The organism is Advenella mandrilli, from assembly GCF_016595155.1.
GTDB classification, from domain to species: Bacteria; Pseudomonadota; Gammaproteobacteria; order Burkholderiales; family Burkholderiaceae_B; genus Advenella; species Advenella mandrilli.
Genome location: NZ_JAENGP010000009.1, coordinates 103,870 through 124,682 on the forward strand (window position 1 = coordinate 103,870; position 20,813 = coordinate 124,682).

18 protein-coding genes are annotated in these 20,813 nt (G+C 52.3%); 8 read left to right on the forward strand and 10 right to left on the reverse strand.

Annotated features, from left to right (window positions below):
* Positions 1 to 3: 3 nt before the first annotated feature.
* Positions 4 to 924 carry a branched-chain amino acid ABC transporter permease gene (locus JHL22_RS08965; RefSeq protein WP_200236155.1) on the reverse strand — a complete coding sequence of 307 codons (921 nt, stop codon included), beginning with the start codon at positions 922 to 924 and terminating at the stop codon, positions 4 to 6.
* A gap of 30 nt (positions 925 to 954) precedes the next feature.
* A complete protein-coding gene (locus tag JHL22_RS08970) occupies positions 955 to 2,121 on the reverse strand; it encodes an ABC transporter substrate-binding protein (protein ID WP_200236157.1) in 1,167 nt (388 codons plus the stop codon).
* 234 nt (positions 2,122 to 2,355) lie between these two features.
* Between JHL22_RS08970 and JHL22_RS08975 the strand changes: the two genes are divergently transcribed.
* Positions 2,356 to 3,030, forward strand: a complete 675-nt coding sequence (locus tag JHL22_RS08975) for a prepilin peptidase (RefSeq protein WP_200236159.1) — start codon at positions 2,356 to 2,358, stop codon at positions 3,028 to 3,030.
* 68 nt (positions 3,031 to 3,098) lie between these two features.
* Here JHL22_RS08975 and cysW read toward each other — a convergent pair whose 3' ends face one another.
* The 5 genes from cysW to JHL22_RS09000 form a co-directional block, all read right to left on the reverse strand.
* Positions 3,099 to 3,950: a sulfate ABC transporter permease subunit CysW gene (cysW, locus tag JHL22_RS08980; RefSeq protein WP_200236161.1), complete on the reverse strand. Its 852-nt coding sequence runs from the start codon at positions 3,948 to 3,950 to the stop codon at positions 3,099 to 3,101.
* A gap of 9 nt (positions 3,951 to 3,959) precedes the next feature.
* Positions 3,960 to 4,805, reverse strand: a complete 846-nt coding sequence (gene cysT / locus JHL22_RS08985) for a sulfate ABC transporter permease subunit CysT (RefSeq protein ID WP_200236163.1) — start codon at positions 4,803 to 4,805, stop codon at positions 3,960 to 3,962.
* A 13-nt stretch (positions 4,806 to 4,818) separates the two neighbouring features.
* Positions 4,819 to 5,829 (reverse strand): thiosulfate ABC transporter substrate-binding protein CysP, encoded by a 1,011-nt coding sequence (gene cysP, locus JHL22_RS08990; RefSeq protein ID WP_200236166.1) that lies wholly within the window; start codon positions 5,827 to 5,829, stop codon positions 4,819 to 4,821.
* 358 nt (positions 5,830 to 6,187) lie between these two features.
* A complete protein-coding gene (locus tag JHL22_RS08995; protein ID WP_200236168.1) occupies positions 6,188 to 7,297 on the reverse strand; it encodes an S-(hydroxymethyl)glutathione dehydrogenase/class III alcohol dehydrogenase in 1,110 nt (369 codons plus the stop codon).
* A gap of 89 nt (positions 7,298 to 7,386) precedes the next feature.
* Positions 7,387 to 8,181: a metallophosphoesterase gene (locus JHL22_RS09000; RefSeq protein WP_200236170.1), complete on the reverse strand. Its 795-nt coding sequence runs from the start codon at positions 8,179 to 8,181 to the stop codon at positions 7,387 to 7,389.
* A gap of 272 nt (positions 8,182 to 8,453) precedes the next feature.
* On the opposite strand from JHL22_RS09000, the gene JHL22_RS09005 reads away from it, so the two are divergent.
* The 3 genes from JHL22_RS09005 (at position 8,454) to gadC (ending at position 12,285) form a co-directional block, all read left to right on the forward strand.
* Positions 8,454 to 9,053 (forward strand): FmdE family protein, encoded by a 600-nt coding sequence (locus JHL22_RS09005; RefSeq protein WP_200236172.1) that lies wholly within the window; start codon positions 8,454 to 8,456, stop codon positions 9,051 to 9,053.
* 273 nt (positions 9,054 to 9,326) lie between these two features.
* Entirely contained in the window at positions 9,327 to 10,724 is a 1,398-nt protein-coding gene (gene gad / locus JHL22_RS09010) for a glutamate decarboxylase (RefSeq protein ID WP_200236174.1), read from the forward strand.
* A gap of 19 nt (positions 10,725 to 10,743) precedes the next feature.
* Positions 10,744 to 12,285 carry a glutamate/gamma-aminobutyrate antiporter gene (gene gadC / locus JHL22_RS09015; RefSeq protein WP_200236176.1) on the forward strand — a complete coding sequence of 514 codons (1,542 nt, stop codon included), beginning with the start codon at positions 10,744 to 10,746 and terminating at the stop codon, positions 12,283 to 12,285.
* A 264-nt stretch (positions 12,286 to 12,549) separates the two neighbouring features.
* Here gadC and ssb read toward each other — a convergent pair whose 3' ends face one another.
* Complete coding sequence (gene ssb / locus JHL22_RS09020) at positions 12,550 to 13,041, reverse strand: single-stranded DNA-binding protein (RefSeq protein WP_200236178.1); 492 nt, start codon at positions 13,039 to 13,041, stop codon at positions 12,550 to 12,552.
* Positions 13,042 to 13,134: 93 nt separating this feature from the next.
* Positions 13,135 to 14,370: an MFS transporter gene (locus JHL22_RS09025; protein WP_200236180.1), complete on the reverse strand. Its 1,236-nt coding sequence runs from the start codon at positions 14,368 to 14,370 to the stop codon at positions 13,135 to 13,137.
* 143 nt (positions 14,371 to 14,513) lie between these two features.
* On the opposite strand from JHL22_RS09025, the gene uvrA reads away from it, so the two are divergent.
* Complete coding sequence (gene uvrA, locus JHL22_RS09030; RefSeq protein WP_200236182.1) at positions 14,514 to 17,393, forward strand: excinuclease ABC subunit UvrA; 2,880 nt, start codon at positions 14,514 to 14,516, stop codon at positions 17,391 to 17,393.
* Here uvrA and JHL22_RS09035 read toward each other — a convergent pair.
* Positions 17,373 to 18,995, reverse strand: coding sequence for an acyl-CoA synthetase (locus tag JHL22_RS09035; protein ID WP_200236184.1), 1,623 nt, complete (start codon positions 18,993 to 18,995; stop codon positions 17,373 to 17,375). The genes uvrA and JHL22_RS09035 overlap by 21 nt on opposite strands.
* A 245-nt stretch (positions 18,996 to 19,240) precedes the next feature.
* Between JHL22_RS09035 and JHL22_RS09040 the strand changes: the two genes are divergently transcribed.
* The 3 genes from JHL22_RS09040 to JHL22_RS09050 are packed head-to-tail and all read left to right on the forward strand — an operon-like array spanning position 19,241 to position 20,812.
* Entirely contained in the window at positions 19,241 to 19,747 is a 507-nt protein-coding gene (locus JHL22_RS09040; protein ID WP_189384692.1) for a hypothetical protein, read from the forward strand.
* Positions 19,748 to 19,770: 23 nt separating this feature from the next.
* Entirely contained in the window at positions 19,771 to 20,352 is a 582-nt protein-coding gene (locus tag JHL22_RS09045) for an RNA polymerase sigma factor (protein WP_200236186.1), read from the forward strand.
* Entirely contained in the window at positions 20,345 to 20,812 is a 468-nt protein-coding gene (locus tag JHL22_RS09050) for an anti-sigma factor family protein (protein WP_200236188.1), read from the forward strand. Before JHL22_RS09045 ends, JHL22_RS09050 begins: the two co-directional genes overlap by 8 nt.
* Position 20,813 lies beyond the last annotated feature (1 nt).

A 20,813-nucleotide genomic window follows, 5' to 3' on the forward strand; every position in this document is an offset into this window, starting at 1 on the left:
TACTCAGCCCCTTGCCGGAAAAAGACCGGACGGCTTAAGCGCCAGTACGGTGGCCATCAAAATATACATGGCAATACTGGCCAGCCCCGAACCCAGGTCTGCCGCCAGATCGGGGGGCAACATGAGATGCAACAACGGCGGCAGAAATGCCCGCCCGGCAGTGTCGATAAGACCCACCAGTAAGGCCGCCACAAAAGCGCCCCTGACAGAACCAATACCACCAATCACAATCACCACCAACGCCGGAATCAGGATGGCATCACCCATGCCAATTTGCACCGAGGTGATGGGCCCCATTAAGGCTCCGGCCAACGCGGCCAGGCCGGCACCCAGAATGAACACAAATGAAAACACGCGGTCTACGCGCACCCCCATGAGTTCGGCCATGCGCCGGTTGGAAGCCCCCGCCCGTACAATCATGCCAAGGCGGGTATGGTTAACCAACAAATACAAGCCCAGTACCACCAGCAGCCCCACCGCAATCAGCATCAGCCGGTAAGACGGGTAAGGCAGGACACCAAACAGCGTTACCGGCCCCGACAGCCAGGCCGGTGTGGGTGCCATAATGGGCGAAGGTCCCCAGATGGCTCTTACCGCATCATCGGCAATCATGATCAGGCCGATCGTGGCCAGCACCTGGGAAAGATGGTCCCGCCGGTAAAGCTGCCGCATCACCAGAACTTCCACCAGCAAAGCCAGTATTTTTGTCCCGGCCACCGCGACCACAATAGCCAGCATGAAACTGTCGCTGGCCTCGTGTACCCGGGCCGCCAGATAGGCACCCACCATGTACAGCGAACCATGCGCCAGATTAAGCGTATCCATGATGCCAAACACCAGGGTCAGGCCAGCGGCCAGCAAAAACAGCATCAGGCCGTAGCCAACCCCGTTAAGCAATTGCTCAAATACAAAAATCACATCCATCAATACTTCCGTTTGTAAACTGAACGCCGATTACATCTTGCATTCAGCCACATAGGCATCCTGATGGTTTGGCAAAATGGTTTTCACCAGAATATTGGTTAATTCACCATTGGCATTCTTGCCAATCTTGCGAACATAATAATTCTGGATAGGATAATTGTTGGCCCCATATTTGAAGTCGCCACGTACGGAATTGAAATTGGCATTTTTAAGGGCCGCCACCAGGGCATCACGATCCTGGACATTGCCGTTGACATCACGTACCGCCGCATCCATGGCCATGACCACATCATAAGACTGGGCGGCATACACGGTGGGATAGCGCTTGTATTTGTCACGGAACGCCTGCACAAATGCCTTATTGGCCGGGTTATCCAGATCATGCGCCCAGTGCGCCGTGTTTTGCATGTTTTCCACGGCATCACCCACCGCGGCAATCACGTCCTGGTCGGCAGAAAAGCCAGGGGCCACCAACGGAATGTCTTTCAGGCCCGCCCCCACAAACTGCTTGACGAAGTTGATACCCATGGCGCCCGGCAGGAACAGGTACACAGCATCCGGTTTTTCAGAACGGATACGGGCAATTTCGGCGGCGTAATCAATTTGGCCAACTCGGGTATAAATTTCTTCTTTTATGTCACCTTTATAGGTGCGCTTGAAACCACCCAGGTGGTCTTTGCCAGCCGGATAATTGGGCGCAATGATGACGGCATTTTTATAGCCGGCCTCGTTGGCCAGCACACCGGCCGCTTCATCGTAGGTGTCGTTTTGGTAAACACCAAAAAAATACGGGCTGCATTGCTTGCCGGCAAACTGGCTGGGGCCAGGGTTGCTGGAAAGAAAGGGTACTTTAGCCGCAAACAGGGCCGGGCCAACCGCCAGCGCGGCATTGGAAGCCACCGGACCAGTAAAAAAATCAATCTTGTCTTTCTGGATGAAACGGTTGGCCAGCTGGTTGGCCTGCTGGGGGTTACCGGCAAAATCGGTTTGCAGGAACTGGGCCTCTACCCCACCCAGCTTGCCGCCCAGTTGCTCAACCGCCAGTTCAAGACCATCGCGGGTTTCAACCCCAATGGCCGCGAAAGGGCCCGAAATATCCAGCGCCACCCCAACCTTGATGGGCTCGGCGGCCTGTGATAATGACCAGGTACCCAATGACAATGCCAGGCAAAGTGTGGTTTTTTTCAGTTGAAACATGCGGTCTCCTTTTTTATGTTTTCAAAATTCTTACTATCCTGCCAAACCGTCTATTCACAGGCCAATTCACCAGGGCAACCAGAATATTACCCCATAAAACACCGTGTTTTTGTGCCAGATTCACCAGACAGGGCAAATCTGCCCGGGCTGTTCCCTGCATACAACGACAAATCCGTTAAAATCACCCCTTTATACTCAATGCCTTGTGGCAAAACACCAATACGGAAATAACCCATGTGGACCAACCTGATCAATGACCCGCTGCTTGCCATGTTAGTAACCACCCTGCTTGCACTGGCGGCCTGTTTCTGGCTAAGCCGGGCCGCCTATGTTTTGCCCCGCACGATTGATCCGGATATTCCCCTGCAGGTACCCGCCTGGCACTTCCGGATTCGCAATCTGTTCATGGTACTTGGCCCACTGATGGCCGCACTTTTCTGCTGGTTTTTTGGCAGCAGCTTTGCCGCCCTGGCCAGTATTGGCTTCATCCTGGTTTTGCTCAGTCTGGCCTGGATTGATGCCGAAACCAGTCTGCTACCCGACCGACTGACCCTTCCCCTGCTATGGGCCGGTTTGCTGGTCAATATCAATGACACTTTCGTGCCGCTTGAGCATGCTGTCCTGGGTGCTGCGGGCGGTTATCTGTTCCTGTGGCTGCTTTACCAGGTATTTTTACGCATTACCCAAACCGAAGGGATGGGATTTGGCGACTTCAAGCTGGTGGCCGCGCTGGGGGCCTGGCTTGGCTGGATGTTCCTGCCCATGATGCTGGTTTTTGCCACCGCACTCTCATTAGTCGTGGTACTGGTACAGCGCCTGCGTGGCAAACACAAGGCCGGCAACCTGATCCGCTTTGGGCCTTATCTGGCCCTTGCCGGCATCATCGGGATGCTGGAACGGTGGGTTTAAGCACTTCTTGTGGGGCCGGCTAACTAATGCAGCGCGGCCGCGCCTGTTAGCGGTTTAAAAAACCGGTTTTATCCCCGACCGGGAACCGGCTGAATATGACGCGCTTCTTTACGCTTTTGCAGCCACTCCATCAGGATTTTAAGGAACAAGGTCATCAGGGCCATCAGGGCCAGCACACTGGCAGCGGTAAAGGCCGCCGCCACTTTGTAATCGTTATTTAACTGGTCTACCAGCAATGGCAGGGTCAGGGTCTGGTTCATGATGGTACCGGACACCACCGCCACCGCGCCGTATTCACCCACCGCACGGGCATTGCTCAAGACGGCCCCGTACAACAGGCCCCATTTAATATTGGGTAAGGTCACCTTGGTAAAGATTTGCCAGCCATTGGCACCCAGCGTTAGGGCGGTCACTTCTTCATCCAGCCCCTGCGCCCTGATAAGCGGAATTAAAATACGGGCCACATAGGGTGAGGTCACAAATACCGTCACCAATACAATGGCAGGCCAGGCAAACACCACCTGGATATCATTGGCCGACAGCCATTGTCCCAAGGCGCTTTCCCGGCCAAACAGGATCAGGTAACAGAAACCGGCCACCACTGGCGAAGTGGCATAAGGAATATTCACCAGAGCCTGCAACAGCCTTTTTCCCTTGAATTCGTAATGGGTAATACACCAGGCCAGCATAATGCCAAACACAATATTAACCGGCACCGCCACCACTGCTGCCAGCACGGTCAGGCTAATCGCATGCAACATATAATCTTCGCTCAGGTTACTCAACATGGCGGCCAGGCCATCACCCAGGGCCATCGTGAAAATCAGCGCCAGGGGCAACACCAGTAACACAATGGCCAGCACAATGCCCAAGCCAATCAGGAACCACTGCCCAAAAGAATCCGGTTTCTGTCCACTCATCGTTATCTTCTATCTGTCTTCGTATTTATCAAGGAAACGGCTTTGCCACCACTGCAATACAAACAGCAATAACAGCGATGCAATAAGGACCACAGAAGCAATTGCGGCTGCCGCAGGGTATTCAAATTCTTGCAAGCGCACAAATAACATCAATGATGTCACTTCGGTTTCAAAAGGAATATTGCCGGCAATCATGATGACGGCACCGAACTCACCCAGGCTGCGGATAAACGCCTGTGAAGCGCCGGCAATCAGGGCCGGACGCACCGCCGGAAACAGCACCCGGGAAAATGTCTGCCATTTGTCTGCCCCCAACATGGAAGCGGCTTCCTCGTATTCGCCCTTGAGGTCTTCCAGCACGGGCTGCACCGAACGCACAATGAAAGGAATACTGGTAAAAATCATGGCCAGTACAATCCCCGGGAAAGCATAGGAAATTTTGATGCCCACGCCGGCAAACCACTGCCCGATCCAGCCACTGGGTGCAAACAGGGCCGACAGGGTTAGCCCGGCAACCGCGGTTGGCAGGGCAAACGGCAAATCCATTAAAGAATCAAGCAGCCGTTTGCCGGGAAATTCATAGCGGGTAATAATCCATGCAAACAAAAACCCGATCAAGCAAACCAGGATGGTTGAATACAAGGCACCCAGAATCGTTACCCGGTAACTGCTTAGCACGCGCGGGTTGGTAATCGCCCCCCAATACTCGGCCCATGTCATCCCGCTAACGTAAATAAGCAGGGTTGACAGGGGAATCAGGATGATCAGGCTGATATATAAAACGGAAAAACCGAAGGTCGGGCCAAAGCCCGGCAACAACGGTGTCCGTTTAAAAAATGAGAATGTGGTTGACATCAAGAATACTTAATTAGCGACGCTTGGATAACAAGTCGTCAAGTATACCGCCAGAAGCAAAATGATTTTGCTGGATTTCATTCCATGACCCCAACACATCGGTTGGATTAATGGTACGCACCGGTGCATACTGGCCTTCTGTTGCCTTGACCACTTCAGGATTATTCACACGCAGGTTGAACGTGGTTAACAGCTCCTGGATATCCTTGCTGTACTGGAACTCCAGGTATTCTTTTGCCAATTCGCGTGAACCACGGCTGTCAGCCACTTTGTCTACAATGGCCACCGGGAATTCGGCCAGCACAGAAACCGGGGGCACCACCACTTCAAAACCCTTGGCTTTATATTCTTTGTCATTGGCAATATTAATGACTTCAGACTCAAAAGACAGTAATGCATCGCCCTGTTCGTTTTGTGCAAAGGCAACCGTTGCGGCCCGGCCACCGGTGGGGAAGTTAACCACATTGCCCAGCAATTTGCCGACAAATTCCTTCACTTTTTCTTCATCGCCATTGAATTTTTCATTGGCGTACAACCAGGCGCCCAGGTAAGAGTAACGGGCATTGCCGGACGTTTTCGGGTTGGGGAAAACCACTTTTACATCCTCACGGACCAGGTCATCCCAGGATTTGATGTTTTTTGGATTGCCCTCACGCACCAGGAAAGCAATCGTGCTGTAGTAAGGTGAGCTATTGTTGGCAAAGGCTTTTTGCCAGTCTTCTTTAACCAGGCCGTTTTTTTCCAGAAAGTTAATGTCGGTCACCTGATTGAAAGTGACGACATCCACTTTTTTACCCTGGACAATATCCTGGGCCTGGCGGGAAGTACCCGCAAATGATTGGTCAATCTTCACGTCCTCGCCCGTTTTGGCTTTCCAGTACTCAACAAACTTGGGGTTAATGGCGCCAAACAGCTCGCGGGCAACATCATAAGAAGCATTCAGGATTGAATTTTCCTGGGCTTGTGCTGCCGTTGCAGAAAAAGCGGACACCGTTGCCACAGCCAGAATTATTTTCTTCAACATAGTGGTTATCTCGTTCAAATAAGTAAATTTTGCAGGTACCTTTATTCTTTTTTACCCACAGTGATTGTTTAGTTAGCAACTGAAAGTTATTAGCGTAAGGTTGAAGCAAGAATAACAAAGAGACATATACATAGGAACGACCAAATAATAATTTCCATATTACCAAAAATAATATAAAACCTTGTTCCAATGAACTACCGCCACCTAACGCCAAGCGTTCAGGAGGTGGTTTCCAGCTTCCCTGTTACGTGCGTGAATTCAAAAATAAAAAAGCGGCGTTGCCTGCCGGTCATCTCTGCCGGGGCAACGCCGCTTTTGCACTAAAACCAGCCTGTTTGCCAGGCAGCCAAATTAAGCCTTAATAATGAATCACGGTACGAATGGATTTACCTTCGTGCATCAAGTCAAACGCCTCATTAATGCGTTCCAGCGGCAAGGTGTGGGTAATGTATGGATCAAGATCCAGTTCACCCGCCATGGCCTGTTCTACCATACCGGGCAGCTGGGTACGTCCTTTTACACCACCAAAGGCACTGCCACGCCACACGCGACCGGTTACCAGCTGGAACGGACGGGTGCAAATTTCCTGACCGGCCCCTGCCACACCAATAATCACGCTTTCGCCCCAGCCCTTATGGCAACATTCCAGGGCTGAACGCATCACGTCGACATTACCAATACATTCAAAACTGAAATCAACCCCGCCATCGGTCATGTCAACAATGACTTCCTGGATGGGACGGTCATGATCTTTGGGATTAACGCAGTCGGTGGCGCCCAGCTCTTTGGCCAGAATGAATTTATTGGGGTTGGTGTCAATGGCAATAATGCGACCGGCCTTGGCCTGCACGGCACCCTGGATGACGGCCAGGCCGATGGCACCCAGGCCAAACACGGCAATCGTGTCACCTTCCTTGACCTTGGCCGTATTATGCACGGCCCCAATACCGGTGGTCACACCACAGCCCAGCAAACAGACTTTTTCAAGCGGTGCCTCGGGGTTAACCTTGGCCAGCGACACTTCGGCAACCACCGTGTACTCGCTGAACGTGCTGGTGCCCATGTAATGGTAAATAGGCTGGCCGTTATAGCTGAAACGGGTGGTGCCGTCGGGCATCAGGCCTTTGCCCTGGGTTTCCCGAACGGAAGAACACAGGTTGGTTTTACCCGATGTGCAGAATTTGCACTTGCCGCATTCTGCCGTATAAAGCGGAATCACATGGTCGCCCGGTTTAACGCTGGTTACCCCCTCGCCCACTTCCACCACGATACCGCCGCCTTCATGACCCAGGACGGCCGGAAAAACACCTTCCGGATCCACCCCTGACAGGGTATAGGCATCGGTATGGCACAAGGCGGTATGGGTGATTTTGACCAGCACCTCGCCTTTACGGGGCGGCTCAACATCAATCTCGACAATTTGCAAAGGTTTGCCTGGTTCAAAGGCAACTGCGGCACGTGATTTCATGGTTTTTCCTATAGTGAAGGTGACATGGCTCCAGTTCTTGAGCAATATATTGGGGACAGTATATCTGAGGCCATTTGAAAAACAAAGAATTAGACCTCTATACAGTAATCGCGCTGGTAATCCGCACTTTGTGCCTTATTCATGACTTTACTGTAGCCCCGCTGGTTTGACAGAAAGCGGGTGGTTCCCACGGTGGTTTCAATACAATCGTGGCTGTGCCCGTAAATCCAGTCATCGGCCAGTTGATGCAGCTGCGGGATATCCGTGGCCCAATAGGCACTCTGGATCAGGGCATCGGCATTCTGGCGATAGCCTGGGGCAAGCAATTCAAACGCTGGCAGGAAATGCGAGATCACCACTTTTTTCCTGACTGTCTGGTTTTCTGACAACAGGGATTCTTGAATAAAGGCGCGGGCTTTTTTATATTCTTCCACCGTATCGGCCGGCTGCATGGCCACCAGGCTGCCATCGGCTGAATAACGGTGTATTTTGCGGTAATCGGGAATTTTATTACGCGCCCAAAGCATAGAGATATCGGCCTGACCGGCCAGTGAAAAATCGCTCCATAGCGTACTTCCCACAAACAGCACATCATCTATTTGCACCCCTTCATTATCCAGCAGGGTGACCCGGTAACGGTCACAAAGCTGGCGGTATTGCTGTTTGGCCTTGGCAAACTCCAGTCCATAGTATTCATGATTGCCCAGTACATACAGAACGGGCAATTCAGGCGCCGCATTCCTGATCGTGCCCAGGAAATGACTGACTGACAACAGGTTGCCAATATCTCCTGCCAGCACCAGGACATCCAGCGCCGGCAAATTGGCAATGGTGCACGCACTGAATTCAGTATGCAAATCGCTGTGAATACCAACTCTTAACATGGGTTTTCCTGTTATTGTGAAGTTTCATTAGGCCTGTGTCATTAGACCTGTATTTACTTATTCACAGGATAGCCCGAACTTCAGTAATATTGAAGGGGTTTAATTTTCACCCAACCCGTCCCACCCTTAAACCGCCATCTGGCACAGGCTTGTTCAACCCTGGAAATAGCCATGCTTTCATACTGGCTTCTGGCTGCTTTCAAGGCCAAACAAGCTATATTTGACTATATTAGTCAAGTAATAAACATCTACCCTGTCAAAGGAGTTGCCTTATGAGTTTCCCATCTTTTTTTAATCAGGTTCCCACCATCAGTTTGCGTGATCCGCTGGCTGAATTTCTGGGAGCGGCCAGCGATGGCGTTATTGAATATACCTATCCGGATATTGTCAAACTGGCCGGACATTCCTGCCCCACCGTTGCCGGTGCCTACCTGATGACCCTCAAGGCCTTGCAAAAACTGTATGGTACCGAGCTGCCCGAACGGGGCGCCATTAAAGTGGCATTCAGTGACAGCCAGCTAAACGGCGTGACCGGTGTCATCGCCAATGTGGTGTCCTTTATTACCGGCGCCACCACCGATAACGGTTTCAAGGGCCTGAAAGGCCAATTTGACCGTCGCAACCTGCTGGATTTTAACGTGCCTCATGAAGGAACCATCAAATTCCAGCGCCTGGACACCAGTGCCCAGGTTACCGTGAGCTTCAATTCAGCGGTCGTACCCGCTTCCCCAGAACTTATGCCTGCGCTATTTAATTGCCTGGCACCATCGGCCACACCAGAACAACGCCAGCAGTTTGCCCTGCAATGGCAAGACAGGGTGAAACGGATTCTCAAGAACGCCGATCATCCGGAGCTCATTGTTTTTCATTGAACAAAGACCATTTACTTTTCTTCAAACATGAAGCGGGCCGAAAATCAACAATTCTTATCTATTCAGGCGGCCCCCTGTTTTGTCTAAGCAAATACCCCTATAGATATATATTAATATATCCATACTATTGAAAGATTAAAATATAAAGTCGGTATTTTAAAACCAAAGTTTTTGTCATGAAATCACAGTATTTCGTCTATATTATTACTAATGGTAAAAATCCACGCTTCAATTTAAGTTTTCTCAACACGTTCGCACTTAGGATAGTAAAACATGACTAAAAATCCATCTACGAGCTTTAATCAAATTGACGATGTGTATTCATCGCTGGAACTTTCAACCGCCCTTCCCAAATCCAAATTTCCAACTCAAGAACGCAATCCGCAAAATGTTTTTGCAGCGGTTCGCGATGAGTTAATGCTGGATGGCAATTCACGGCAGAACCTGGCCACCTTTTGCCAAACTTGGGTCGATGAGGAAATCCGCGATCTCATGGACCTGTCTATCGACAAAAACATGATCGACAAGGATGAATATCCGCAAACCGCTGAAATTGAGTCACGTTGCGTGAAAATGATCGCCGACTTGTGGCACGCTCCCGATGCCGAAAACACGCTGGGTTGCTCTACCACCGGTTCTTCCGAAGCGGCCATGCTGGGCGGCCTGGCCCTAAAATGGAGCTGGCGCAAAAAACGCCTGGCACAAGGAAAGTCAACCGACAAGCCCAACCTTATTTGCGGCCCGGTACAAATTTGCTGGCATAAATTTGCCCGTTATTTTGATGTTGAATTGCGTGAAATTCCGCTTGAGGGCGATCGCCTGATCATGAGCCCCGAAGAAGTGCTCAAGCGCGTTGATGAAAACACCATCGGTGTGGTGCCTACCCTGGGCGTTACTTTTACCTGCCAATACGAACCAGTCAAAGCGGTGCACGATGCGCTTGACAAACTTCAGCAGGAAACCGGCCTGGATATCCCCATGCACGTAGACGGCGCCAGCGGCGGTTTCCTGGCTCCTTTTTGCGCCCCCGATATCGAATGGGACTTCCGCCTGCCCCGCGTCAAATCCATCAATACATCAGGCCACAAATTTGGCCTGGCTCCTCTGGGTGCCGGCTGGGTTGTCTGGCGTGAAGCGTCCGACTTGCCCAAAGAATTGATTTTCAATGTCAATTACCTGGGTGGCGATATGCCCACCTTTGCCTTGAACTTCTCCCGTCCTGGCGGCCAGATCATTGCGCAATACTACAATTTCCTGCGTCTGGGCCGTGAAGGCTATGCCAAAATCCATAATGCCTGCTATGCAACCGCGCAATATATGGCAGAAGAAATTGGCAAAATGGGCCCATTCGAAATTCTCTTCGATGGCGACAGCCAAAAAGGCATTCCTGCCCTGGCCTGGAAACTGAAAGAAGACCAGGCTATCGGTGGTTACACGCTTTATGATTTCGCCGATCGACTGCGTAGCCGTGGCTGGCAGGTTCCCGCTTACTCCATGCCGGCCAACCGCGAAGACCTGGTCATCCAGCGTATTCTTGTCCGTCACGGCGTTAGCAAAGACCTTGGCAGCCTGCTAATCGAAGACATGAAACGGGCGCTCGACTATTTTGAAAAGCACCCTGTTTCCCATCCATTGACTGAAAAGGAAGGCGCTGGTTTTAACCACGGATAATCTAACTGAGACAGCGATCATGAAACCATCTGCTCCCACTACTAGCAAACAACTCTCCTTGCTAGGATTCTTTGCCATTACCGCCTCTATGGTGATGGCCGTTTATGAATATCCCACCTTTGCAACATCCGGCTTCAGTCTGGTATGTTTCCTGCTGCTTGGCGGACTTTTATGGTTTATTCCGGTTGGCCTGTGTGCGGCGGAAATGGCCACCGTCGAAGGCTGGGAAGAAGGTGGTGTATTTACCTGGGTATCCAATACACTGGGCGAAAGATGGGGTTTTGCCGCCATCTCCTTCGGCTATCTGCAAATCGCTGTCGGCTTCATCCCCATGCTGTATTTCGTCCTGGGAGCACTTTCTTATATTTTAAACTGGCCAGCGCTTAATACCGATCCGCTCACCAAAACCATTGCGGCCCTGATCATCCTTTGGGCCCTTGCCTTTTCGCAGTTTGGCGGCACCAAATATACCGCACAAATTGCCAAAATCGGTTTTTTTGCCGGCATCCTGTTACCTGCACTCATCCTTGTCGCGCTTGCGATCAGCTATTTGTCCAGCGGTGCGCCCCTGGCCATTGAAATCAGTTCGGCCACCTTCTTTCCTGATTTCACCCAAATCGGCACACTGGTCGTTTTTGTGGCCTTCATCCTGAGCTATATGGGTGTTGAAGCTTCTGCAACCCACGTGAACGAGATGAAAAACCCCGGCCGTGACTACCCGATGGCCATGTTGCTCCTGATGATTGCCGCCATTTGCCTAAGCTCTATTGGCGGCCTTTCGGTGGCTTCGGTTATTCCTCATGCCGATATCAACCTGTCTGCCGGTGTGGTCCAAACCTTCAATGTCCTGATCAACCATTTTGGCCCGGGTTTTGAATGGGCAGTACGGGTTATTGCAGCATTGCTGATGCTGGGCGTGCTGGCTGAAATCGCCTCATGGATTGTCGGGCCTTCACGCGGTATGTATGTCACCGCGCAAAAAGGCATCCTGCCGGCCAAGTTCTCTAAAGTCAACAAAAATGGCGTACCCGTTGCGCTGGTTATTTCTCAGCTCCTGATTACAACGGTGGCCATTATTGTGCTAACCAATACCGGTGGTGGCGGTGGAAACATGTCGTTCCTGATCGCGCTGGCGCTTACCGTAGTGATCTACCTGTGCAGCTATTTCCTGCTGTTCCTTGGGTATATCAATCTGGTACGCAAGCATCCTGAAAAGAAACGCACGTTCAATATTCCTGGTGGCAATCGTGTCAAGATCGCGGTCGCTTCAACCGGGTTCATCATCTCCGTGCTCGCGTTTATCATCTCGTTTTTCCCACCAAGCTCACTACCTGGCGTCAGTGCCGATGAATCCTACGTGACCTTGCTGGTGGTCAGCTTCCTGATTGTCGCTCTCCTGCCCTTTATTATTTATGCCATTCATGATAAACGCGGCAAGAAAACCAGTGTGACATTGGTACCAATCACGTCACAGAACGCACCCAAAGGGCATTTCTTTATGCACCCACGGGCCCGTTCACCACATCATCTGGTTCAGCAAGAGGCAGATAAAACAGCCTGAAGGGTAATAACAGCTTAACGGCTGATAATAAAAAGGGGCATCTAATGCAGATTAGATGCCCCTTTTTTAATCTTGAAAATTTCAGCCAATCTTCACAAAGGGAAAGGCAATGTCTAGGAATGTCTACACTTTTAGACATTCTAGACATTCTAGACATTCGCCAGGATTTTCCTTCAGACCCTGTCAACAATAAAAAACCCCCGCACCGAAAGAGATGACAGGGGTTTGTTTACGTTACTTCATTATTTTATTAATGCTACAGACCTAGAACGGAATGTCGTCATCCATATCCATGATATTGGCGGCAGGGCCGCTGGCCGGTGCCTGCGGACGCTGGCTTTGCGGTGCGCGCTGCGGTTGCTGGCGCGGTGCAGAATAAGAGTCACTGAAGCCGCCATCATCCGGGCTGGTTGAATCTGCACGGCCACCCAGCATTTGCATCTGCTCGGCAATGATGTCGGTAGAGTAGCGGTCTTGCCCGGTTTCCTTGTCTTGCCATTTGCGTGTTTTAATGCGGCCTTCCACATACACGGCGCTGCCTTTTTTAAGGTATTGGCCGGCAATTTCAGCCAGGCGACCAAAGAAAGTCACGCGATGCCATTCGGTTTCATCACGGCGTTCGCCGGTATTTTTATCTTTCCAGGATGACGTGGTGGCAATAGAAATATTGCACATTGCAGCGCCTTCAGGGCTGTAACGGACTTCAGGGTCACGCCCCAGATTGCCCACTAAAATGACTTTATTGACTGATGCCATAAGAATTTCCTAACAATTTGTATGAACCAGACCCGTATCTTAAAAAACAGGCCGGTTAACCGAAGAATAATGTGCGCATTATAACCATTGTGGCTATCGCCTAGAACCTTTCAGGCCCCTTGATACAAAGAACCAGGCTGCCGCCAGCAATGCTCCCAGCAGGAACACTTTGGAAGGCCCCGCATAACGGGCCACCAAACCGCCAATGGCGCCACCTGCAGCAACACCTAGTGCCTGGGACATATTATAGAACCCCAGTGCCAGCCCTTTATGTTCGGGGGGGGAGATCCGGGAAACCATAGAAGGCTGCAAGGCTTCCAGAATATTAAATGCAATAAAAAAGAGCACGAAAGCAATCATGGTGGCGGCAAAAGACTGGCTGGCCAGCGGCATGATGGCCATGACCACAGCCAAGGCAGCCACACAGATTTCAAGGCTTAATTTGTGAATATGGCGGGTTTCAGTATAAAAAACGGCCGGTACCATTAACACAAAAGCCACCAGAATAACCGGCAAATACACTTCCCACAGATTACCCACGCGATAGCCACCCAATTCCATTAACAGGGGCGGCGCCACCACAAAGATGGACATCAAAATAAAATGCAGGCAAAAAACCCCAAAATTCAAACGCAACAAGTCTGCGTGTTTGAACACATCGGCCATGCGTGACTGTTGCGATACCGCCTGGCCGTGCATGGGTACCACGGGCACAATAAAGGTGGCCAGCAGCAGGCAAACAAAGCCCAGCAGGCTAATCACCCAGAACAGGCCCGGCAGGCCGCTCCATTCAACCAGCAAGGGCGACAGCACCAGTGAAACAGCAAAGGAAACACCAATGGAAGCGCCCACCATGGCCATGGCCCGGGTACGAACTTCGGGGCGGGTGGCATCAGCAACCCAGGCAGTAATGGCGGCGGAAACCGCCCCAAACCCCTGAATGGCCCGGCCAATAATGACCGTAGTGACTGATTCGGCATTGGCACAAACAATACCGCCAATCACAAACAGCAACATGCCGAATATGATCACTGGACGGCGGCCGAATTTATCGGACACCATACCCAGCGGAATTTGCATAATGGCCTGGGTAATCCCATAAGCGCCAATGGCCGCCCCCACCAAGGCGGCATTGTTGCCGTTGGTCAGGGTTTTGGCGGCGTCGGCAAACACGGGGGTAAGCAGGAACAGGCCCAGCATACGCACGGCAAATAATAAAGCCAGAGAAATGCTGGCTTTTCTTTCAACAGGTGTGAGCTTGAGTTTTTCCCGTGGTTGCCGGGGGGCATGACGGGAATCAGGACGGCTGATTCTGGGTTTAATAGACATGTAAGGAATTCAATGAATAACCAACTAATTGGAGAATATCTTAATGAGAGTGTAACGCAGACTGGCTTACTGCGTTATAGTTATATATTGCGCTGACAAAAACCAGACTCATCTTACTGGAAGCTAGTTATTAAACAATGGTAATGGATACATCCCCCGACACAACCGGTGACTTCAACAGGGATGCAATCCGCATCCGCGGTGCCCGCACACATAATCTCAAGAATATTTCACTTGATTTGCCCCGTCACAAGCTGGTCGTCATGACCGGCCTGTCGGGCTCGGGCAAGTCTTCCCTGGCCTTTGACACCCTGTATGCCGAAGGCCAGCGTCGATACGTCGAAAGCCTGTCGGCTTATGCACGACAGTTCCTGCAACTCATGGACAAGCCCGACGTCGACCTGATCGAGGGCCTGTCACCGGCCATTTCCATTGAACAGAAATCAGCCGGGAACAATCCGCGTTCCACCGTTGGCACCATTACCGAAATCCACGATTACCTGCGCCTGCTATTTGCCCGTGTAGGCACGCCCTACTGCCCCGAACACGGAGAACCGTTACAGGCCCAAAGCGTGGCCCAAATGGTGGATTTCATTCTGGCCTTGAAACCCGACACCCGGATTGCCCTGCTGGCCCCCATTGCCCGCAACCGCAAAGGCAGCTTTGAAGATGAATTTGCCCAGTTCCAGGCCCAGGGCTTCATTCGTGTTCGTATTGATGACACGATGATCGAGCTTGAACAGCTTGCGCCCCTGAACAAAAACGAGAAGCACAATATCGACGTAGTGATTGACCGCCTGAAAATACGCGAAGAAAGCAAGCAGCGACTGGCCGAAAGCATTGAAACCGCGGTCAAGCTGGCCGATGGCCGGGTGATTGTGCTGGATCTGGATGAAAACACTGAACACGCCTTTTCCAGCCGCTATGCCTGTCCCGTCTGCAATCACAGTCTGCCCGAACTGGAACCCCGGCTATTCAGCTTTAACAACCCGGTTGGCGCCTGTCCACGCTGTGATGGTTTGGGACATGTGCATATTTTTGATCCCAAACGAATTGTCGCCTTTCCCGAGCTCAGCCTGGCCAGCGGTGCCATCAAGGGTTGGGACAAGCGCAATGCCTTTACCCATTCCCTGCTTCACAGCCTGGCCATTCATTACGATTTCGATATCGACGAAGCCTTTGAATCCCTGCCCGAAAACATAAAACACATCGTGCTATACGGTTCTGCCGAAGAAGAAATTTCTTTCCTGTACCTGGACAACAAGGGACGCAGCACCTTCAAGACCCATGCCTTCGAAGGGATTATTCCCAATCTGGAAAGACGCTGGCTGGAAACCGATTCCAGTGCCGTGCGCGAAGAACTGGGCAAATACCGCACCCTGCAAAGCTGCCCCGAATGCCAAGGCTCACGCCTGCGCGCTGATGCCCGCAATGTATTGATTGGCGACGAGGTTCGGGACGGTGCCAAGCGCGGGCTGGGCATTTTTGAAGTGGAAGCCATGGCGCTTTCCGAATGTCTGGAATGGTTCCAGGCGCTGCAACTAAGCGGTGCCAAGCAGGAAATCGCCAACCGGATTGTGCGGGAAATCCAGTCGCGCCTGCAGTTCCTGAATGATGTGGGGCTGAACTACCTGTCCCTGGATCGCAGCGCCGACACCATTTCCGGTGGCGAAGCCCAGCGCATCCGCCTGGCCAGCCAGATCGGCTCGGGCCTGACCGGTGTCATGTATGTGCTGGATGAACCCTCTATTGGCTTGCACCAGCGTGATAACGACCGCCTTATCCATACCCTGCAGCACTTGCGTGACCTGGGCAATAGCGTGATTGTGGTGGAACACGATGAAGACATGATCCGGGCCGCCGACTGGGTGGTTGACATGGGCCCGGGTGCCGGAGAACATGGCGGCCGGGTGATGGCCCAAGGAACGCCCCAAGAAGTTGAGGCCAACCCGCAATCCCTAACTGGCAATTATTTAAGTGGCCGCCAAAAAATCAATGCCGGCAACATCCGCCCCCTTGACGCAGAGCAGCCCTGGCTGAAACTGTACGGATGCACCGGCAACAACCTGAAATCGGTCAATTTACGTGTTCCGGTTGGCAAGCTGGTCTGCATTTCGGGGGTTTCCGGTTCAGGAAAATCCACCTTGATTAACGATACGCTGGCCACTATTATGGCCAAAGAGCTGAATCGTGCCCAGTCAGCGTCAGCCCCTTATTCCCATATCGAAGGGCTGGAACACTTCGACAAAATCATCAACGTGGACCAAAGCCCGATTGGCCGCACCCCGCGCAGCAATCCAGCCACCTATACCGGCCTGTTCACCCCCATTCGTGAATTGTTTGCCGGCACCCCCGAAGCCCGTACCCGTGGCTATGATCCGGGCCGCTTTTCCTTTAACGTCAAGGGCGGGCGATGTGAAACCTGCCAGGGCGATGGCGTGATCAAGGTGGAAATGCATTTCCTGCCCGACATGTATGTACCCTGCGATACCTGTCATGGCAAGCGTTATAACCGGGAAACCCTGGAAATCCGCTACCGTGGCCGCACCATCAGCGATGTCCTCGACTTGACCGTAGAGAAGGCCCTTGAATACTTTAACGCGGTTCCCCTGATTGCCCGCAAGCTACAAACCCTCATGGATGTCGGCCTAAGCTATATCCGCCTGGGACAAAGCGCAACCACGCTTTCCGGTGGCGAGGCGCAGCGCATCAAGCTGTCGCTGGAGCTGTCCAAACGCAGCACGGGCAAGACCATGTACGTGCTCGATGAACCCACCACCGGCCTGCATTTTGCCGATATTGCCTTGTTGCTTGACGTGATTAACCAACTGGTGGACGCTGGCAATACCGTAGTGGTGATTGAACACAACCTGGATGTGATCAAGGCGGCCGACTGGGTCGTGGACATGGGACCCGAAGGCGGCCAGGGCGGTGGCACCATTGTGGCCGAAGGTATCCCGCAAGATATTGCCAATCACCCCAATAGCCATACGGGCCGTTATTTAAAAACGTTGCTGGCGTAATTCCCGGCGAATGATTTTGCCGGTAGTGGTCATGGGCAACTCACGCACAAAGTGAACCTGGCGCGGATACTCATGGGCCGCCACCCGGTGGCGCACGTGGGCCTGGATGTCCTTTTTCAGTTCCTCGCTTGGGGCAACGCCCTCGTTAAGTACCACAAAAGCGCTCACCACTTCGGTTCGCTCAGCATCGGGCATACCAATCACCGCCACCATGCTTACCGCCGGATGCCCCAGAATGCAGTCTTCTATCGGCCCCGGGCCAATCCGGTAACCGGCACTGGTAATCACGTCATCGTTACGGCCTACAAAGCGGATGAAGCCGTTAGCGTCACGCACACCCATATCTCCGGTCACCAGATAGGCACCGGCAAATTTTTCCCGGGTCGCTTCGGGGTTTTGCCAGTATTCCAAAAACATAACCGGGTCAGGTGTCAGCACGCCAATATTGCCTTCCTGCCCGTTGGGCAAGACATTCCCCTGTTCATCAACAATGTCCAGAACATGCCCCGGCACTGCCTTGCCAATACTGCCAATCTGCGGTTCAAACAAGGCTGAACAGGCGGAAACAATCATATTGCATTCAGTCTGGCCATAAAATTCGTTAATGGTGATTCCCAGATTGCGCTTACCCCACTCAATCAGCTCCAGCCCCAGGGATTCGCCGCCACTGGCAATGGTACGCAAGCCCAGGCGCCAGCGTCGTTGCGGATTTTCAATATGGCGCATCATTTTCAGTGCCGTGGGTGGCAGGAAAGTATGGGTTACCTGGTGCCGCTCCATCAGCGCAAAGGCTGCTTCGGCGGTGAACTTTTCAAACCGGCAGGCCACCACCGGGATACCGTGGTGCCAAGCGGGCATCAGGACATCAAACAAACCACCAATCCAGGCCCAGTCGGCAGGTGTCCACATCACGCGGTCTTTGCCCGACAGAAAATCATGGGACATTTCCACCCCCGGCAAATGCCCCGGCAATACCCGATGGGCATGCAAGGCACCCTTGGGCTTGCCGGTTGTACCAGAAGTATAAATAATCACGGCCGGGTCGTCAGCCAGCGTGTCCGCAGGTGTAAAGTCGGCCGCTTCGTGCTGCAGGGTTGGCCAGAAAGCCTTGGCATGATGATCGGATTGCCCGGCATCAATATTGAAAACCGCCTGCAACCGGGGCAGGCTTTCCTGTATATCCGCCAGCTTTTCCATGCCTTCATGGTTGGTCACCAGCACCCTGGCCCCCGAATTGGACAGCCGGTACTGCAAAGCATCTATCCCGAACAGGGAAAACAGGGGAATCGCAATCGCCCCCAGTTTGTACACGGCAATGTGGGCAATCGCCGTTTCCACTCCCTGCGCCAGCAAAATACCCACCCGGTCACCCTTGCCTACGCCTGCTTTTTGCAGCACGCGGGCAAACTGGTTAGAGTATTGCTTAAGCTGGTCAAAGGTATAACGACTGATATCGGTGGGCGATTTTTCCTGGATCAGGGCCAGGCGACCGCTGCCATCGGCCCATTTATCGCATACATCCACCCCGATGTTGTAATTTTTCGGGATTTCCCATTTGAATTCCTGATGAGTTTGCCCATACGTTGGCTTCTGGATTAGCACCCTGTCTCCTGATTTTGAATAATTATTGGCCTGATTCTAGCATCGGGCATTCATGTCCTGCCATCAGGGAAAAGCATATTGATCCAGATCAAGACAAATGCAACTCCGGTATTTTTCGGGAACATTTGCGCCTCCCGTTCGTTTAAGACAGCAAGACGGCAACCATCATGCCGTCAGGCAAATGGCCACGTCAGACCTGCCATTTACCGATTGCCCAAATCCCTTACCTGTTCGGAGTTATCATTATGAAACCCTCAAATTTTTCCCGTCTTGCCCGCAACATCACATATGCCCTGGTTCTGGGCACAGCCTCTCTTTCACCGGCCATGGCGGCAGACAGCGCCCACAGCCATGACGGACACTCGGTCTCCAGTGCCCAGCTGAAACTGAATAACGGTCAGAAGTGGGACGTTGACGCCCCCTTGCAAAAGGGCATGGGAACCCTTCATGCTGCCGTCAGCAAGGCCGTTCCAGCCGCCCACGAAGGTAAAACTGAAGCGCCGGAATATCAGGCACTGGTCAAAACCGCCGGTGAACAGATAGAATACATGATCCAGAATTGCAAACTTGAACCGGATGCAGATATTACCCTGCACGTACTGATCGGTGAGATTATCAATGGTGCCAATACCATCGAAGGCAAAACCGAAGGCAAATCGCCCAGCGAAGGTGTTGTTCAGATGGTCAAGGCACTGGATACCTACGGAGAGTATTTCAACCACCCGGGCTGGGAGTCGTTTTCTGCCCACTAGGCCAGGATACTAGCAAACAGACCATGGCGGACACTCATTCATCAGTAGCAGAAGAACAGCTGGTTACCCGTGCACAAGCCGGTGACCCCGCTGCCTTCTCTAGTCTGGTACGTTCGCACCAGAACCGCATCTTTGGTTTTATTACCTATTTATGCGGTTCTGCCGATGAGGCGACCGACCTGACCCAGGATGTATTCATCAAGGCATGGCAGGCATTACCCGATTGGCGCCCCGAAGCCAAGTTCTCTACCTGGCTGACGCAAATTGCCCGCAATACCACGATTGATGCCCTAAGAAGACGCAACGCCGTGGTATTTGCCTCTTTGGATGAAGAGGATGAAAACCGGCAACTGGTTGAAACCTCTGCCGGCCCGCAGGACAGCCTGATCAACAGTCAGGATTACCAGCAACTGCTGCTGGCGCTGGACACCATCAACCCGAATTACAGGGAAATTTTACTGTTGCGTGAACTGGAAGGATTATCCTATAGCGAAATCGCCACTATTCTGGAAATTTCCGAAGGTACTGTCAAATCACGCCTGGCCCGGGCCAGGGTTGCCGCCTTAACTGCGTTCAAACGGCAAACAGGAGAAAGTCATGCATAAACAATGCCCACGCAATACTGCTTTATCCGCATTTCTGGACCAGGCCTTATCTGGTCAGGAAAAAGCCGAACTGCAGGATCATTTACACCGCTGCCCCATTTGTTCGGGACAATTCGCACAGTTGCAACAATTGCATGTTGCTTTTCAGGAAATTCCCAAGCCGGTACTGAATTTTGATCTGGCCAATGTGCTGGAAGGCCGTCTTCAGGCTAGCAGGCAGATAAAAACCTTGCCACCACCCGGTCGCACACTTCATACACTGCTTGACAGGCTGATGGGTGGCCTGTGGCTGCCGGCCGGATCGGCTGCCATGGCACTGACGCTGGGACTGGTATTTGGCGGGCAACTGTATAATGCCCCCCCACAAGAACCCGTCAAAATGATGGCGATGAATGTTTTTGACTCGATACCGCCAGGCAATATCTGTGCCGGCACCCCGCTTTGCAATACAGGAAGCTGAT

Bases quoted from the DNA above. Each gene is read 5' to 3' on its own strand.
- JHL22_RS08965 (WP_200236155.1), bottom strand. From the start codon at position 924: ATGGATGTGATTTTTGTATTTGAGCAATTGCTTAACGGGGTTGGCTAC.
- JHL22_RS08970 (WP_200236157.1), bottom strand. From the start codon at position 2,121: ATGTTTCAACTGAAAAAAACCACACTTTGCCTGGCATTGTCATTGGGT.
- JHL22_RS08975 (WP_200236159.1), top strand. From the start codon at position 2,356: ATGTGGACCAACCTGATCAATGACCCGCTGCTTGCCATGTTAGTAACC.
- cysW (WP_200236161.1), bottom strand. From the start codon at position 3,950: ATGAGTGGACAGAAACCGGATTCTTTTGGGCAGTGGTTCCTGATTGGC.
- cysT (WP_200236163.1), bottom strand. From the start codon at position 4,805: ATGTCAACCACATTCTCATTTTTTAAACGGACACCGTTGTTGCCGGGC.
- cysP (WP_200236166.1), bottom strand. From the start codon at position 5,829: ATGTTGAAGAAAATAATTCTGGCTGTGGCAACGGTGTCCGCTTTTTCT.
- JHL22_RS08995 (WP_200236168.1), bottom strand. From the start codon at position 7,297: ATGAAATCACGTGCCGCAGTTGCCTTTGAACCAGGCAAACCTTTGCAA.
- JHL22_RS09000 (WP_200236170.1), bottom strand. From the start codon at position 8,181: ATGTTAAGAGTTGGTATTCACAGCGATTTGCATACTGAATTCAGTGCG.
- JHL22_RS09005 (WP_200236172.1), top strand. From the start codon at position 8,454: ATGAGTTTCCCATCTTTTTTTAATCAGGTTCCCACCATCAGTTTGCGT.
- gad (WP_200236174.1), top strand. From the start codon at position 9,327: ATGACTAAAAATCCATCTACGAGCTTTAATCAAATTGACGATGTGTAT.
- gadC (WP_200236176.1), top strand. From the start codon at position 10,744: ATGAAACCATCTGCTCCCACTACTAGCAAACAACTCTCCTTGCTAGGA.
- ssb (WP_200236178.1), bottom strand. From the start codon at position 13,041: ATGGCATCAGTCAATAAAGTCATTTTAGTGGGCAATCTGGGGCGTGAC.
- JHL22_RS09025 (WP_200236180.1), bottom strand. From the start codon at position 14,370: ATGTCTATTAAACCCAGAATCAGCCGTCCTGATTCCCGTCATGCCCCC.
- uvrA (WP_200236182.1), top strand. From the start codon at position 14,514: ATGGATACATCCCCCGACACAACCGGTGACTTCAACAGGGATGCAATC.
- JHL22_RS09040 (WP_189384692.1), top strand. From the start codon at position 19,241: ATGAAACCCTCAAATTTTTCCCGTCTTGCCCGCAACATCACATATGCC.
- JHL22_RS09045 (WP_200236186.1), top strand. From the start codon at position 19,771: ATGGCGGACACTCATTCATCAGTAGCAGAAGAACAGCTGGTTACCCGT.
- JHL22_RS09050 (WP_200236188.1), top strand. From the start codon at position 20,345: ATGCATAAACAATGCCCACGCAATACTGCTTTATCCGCATTTCTGGAC.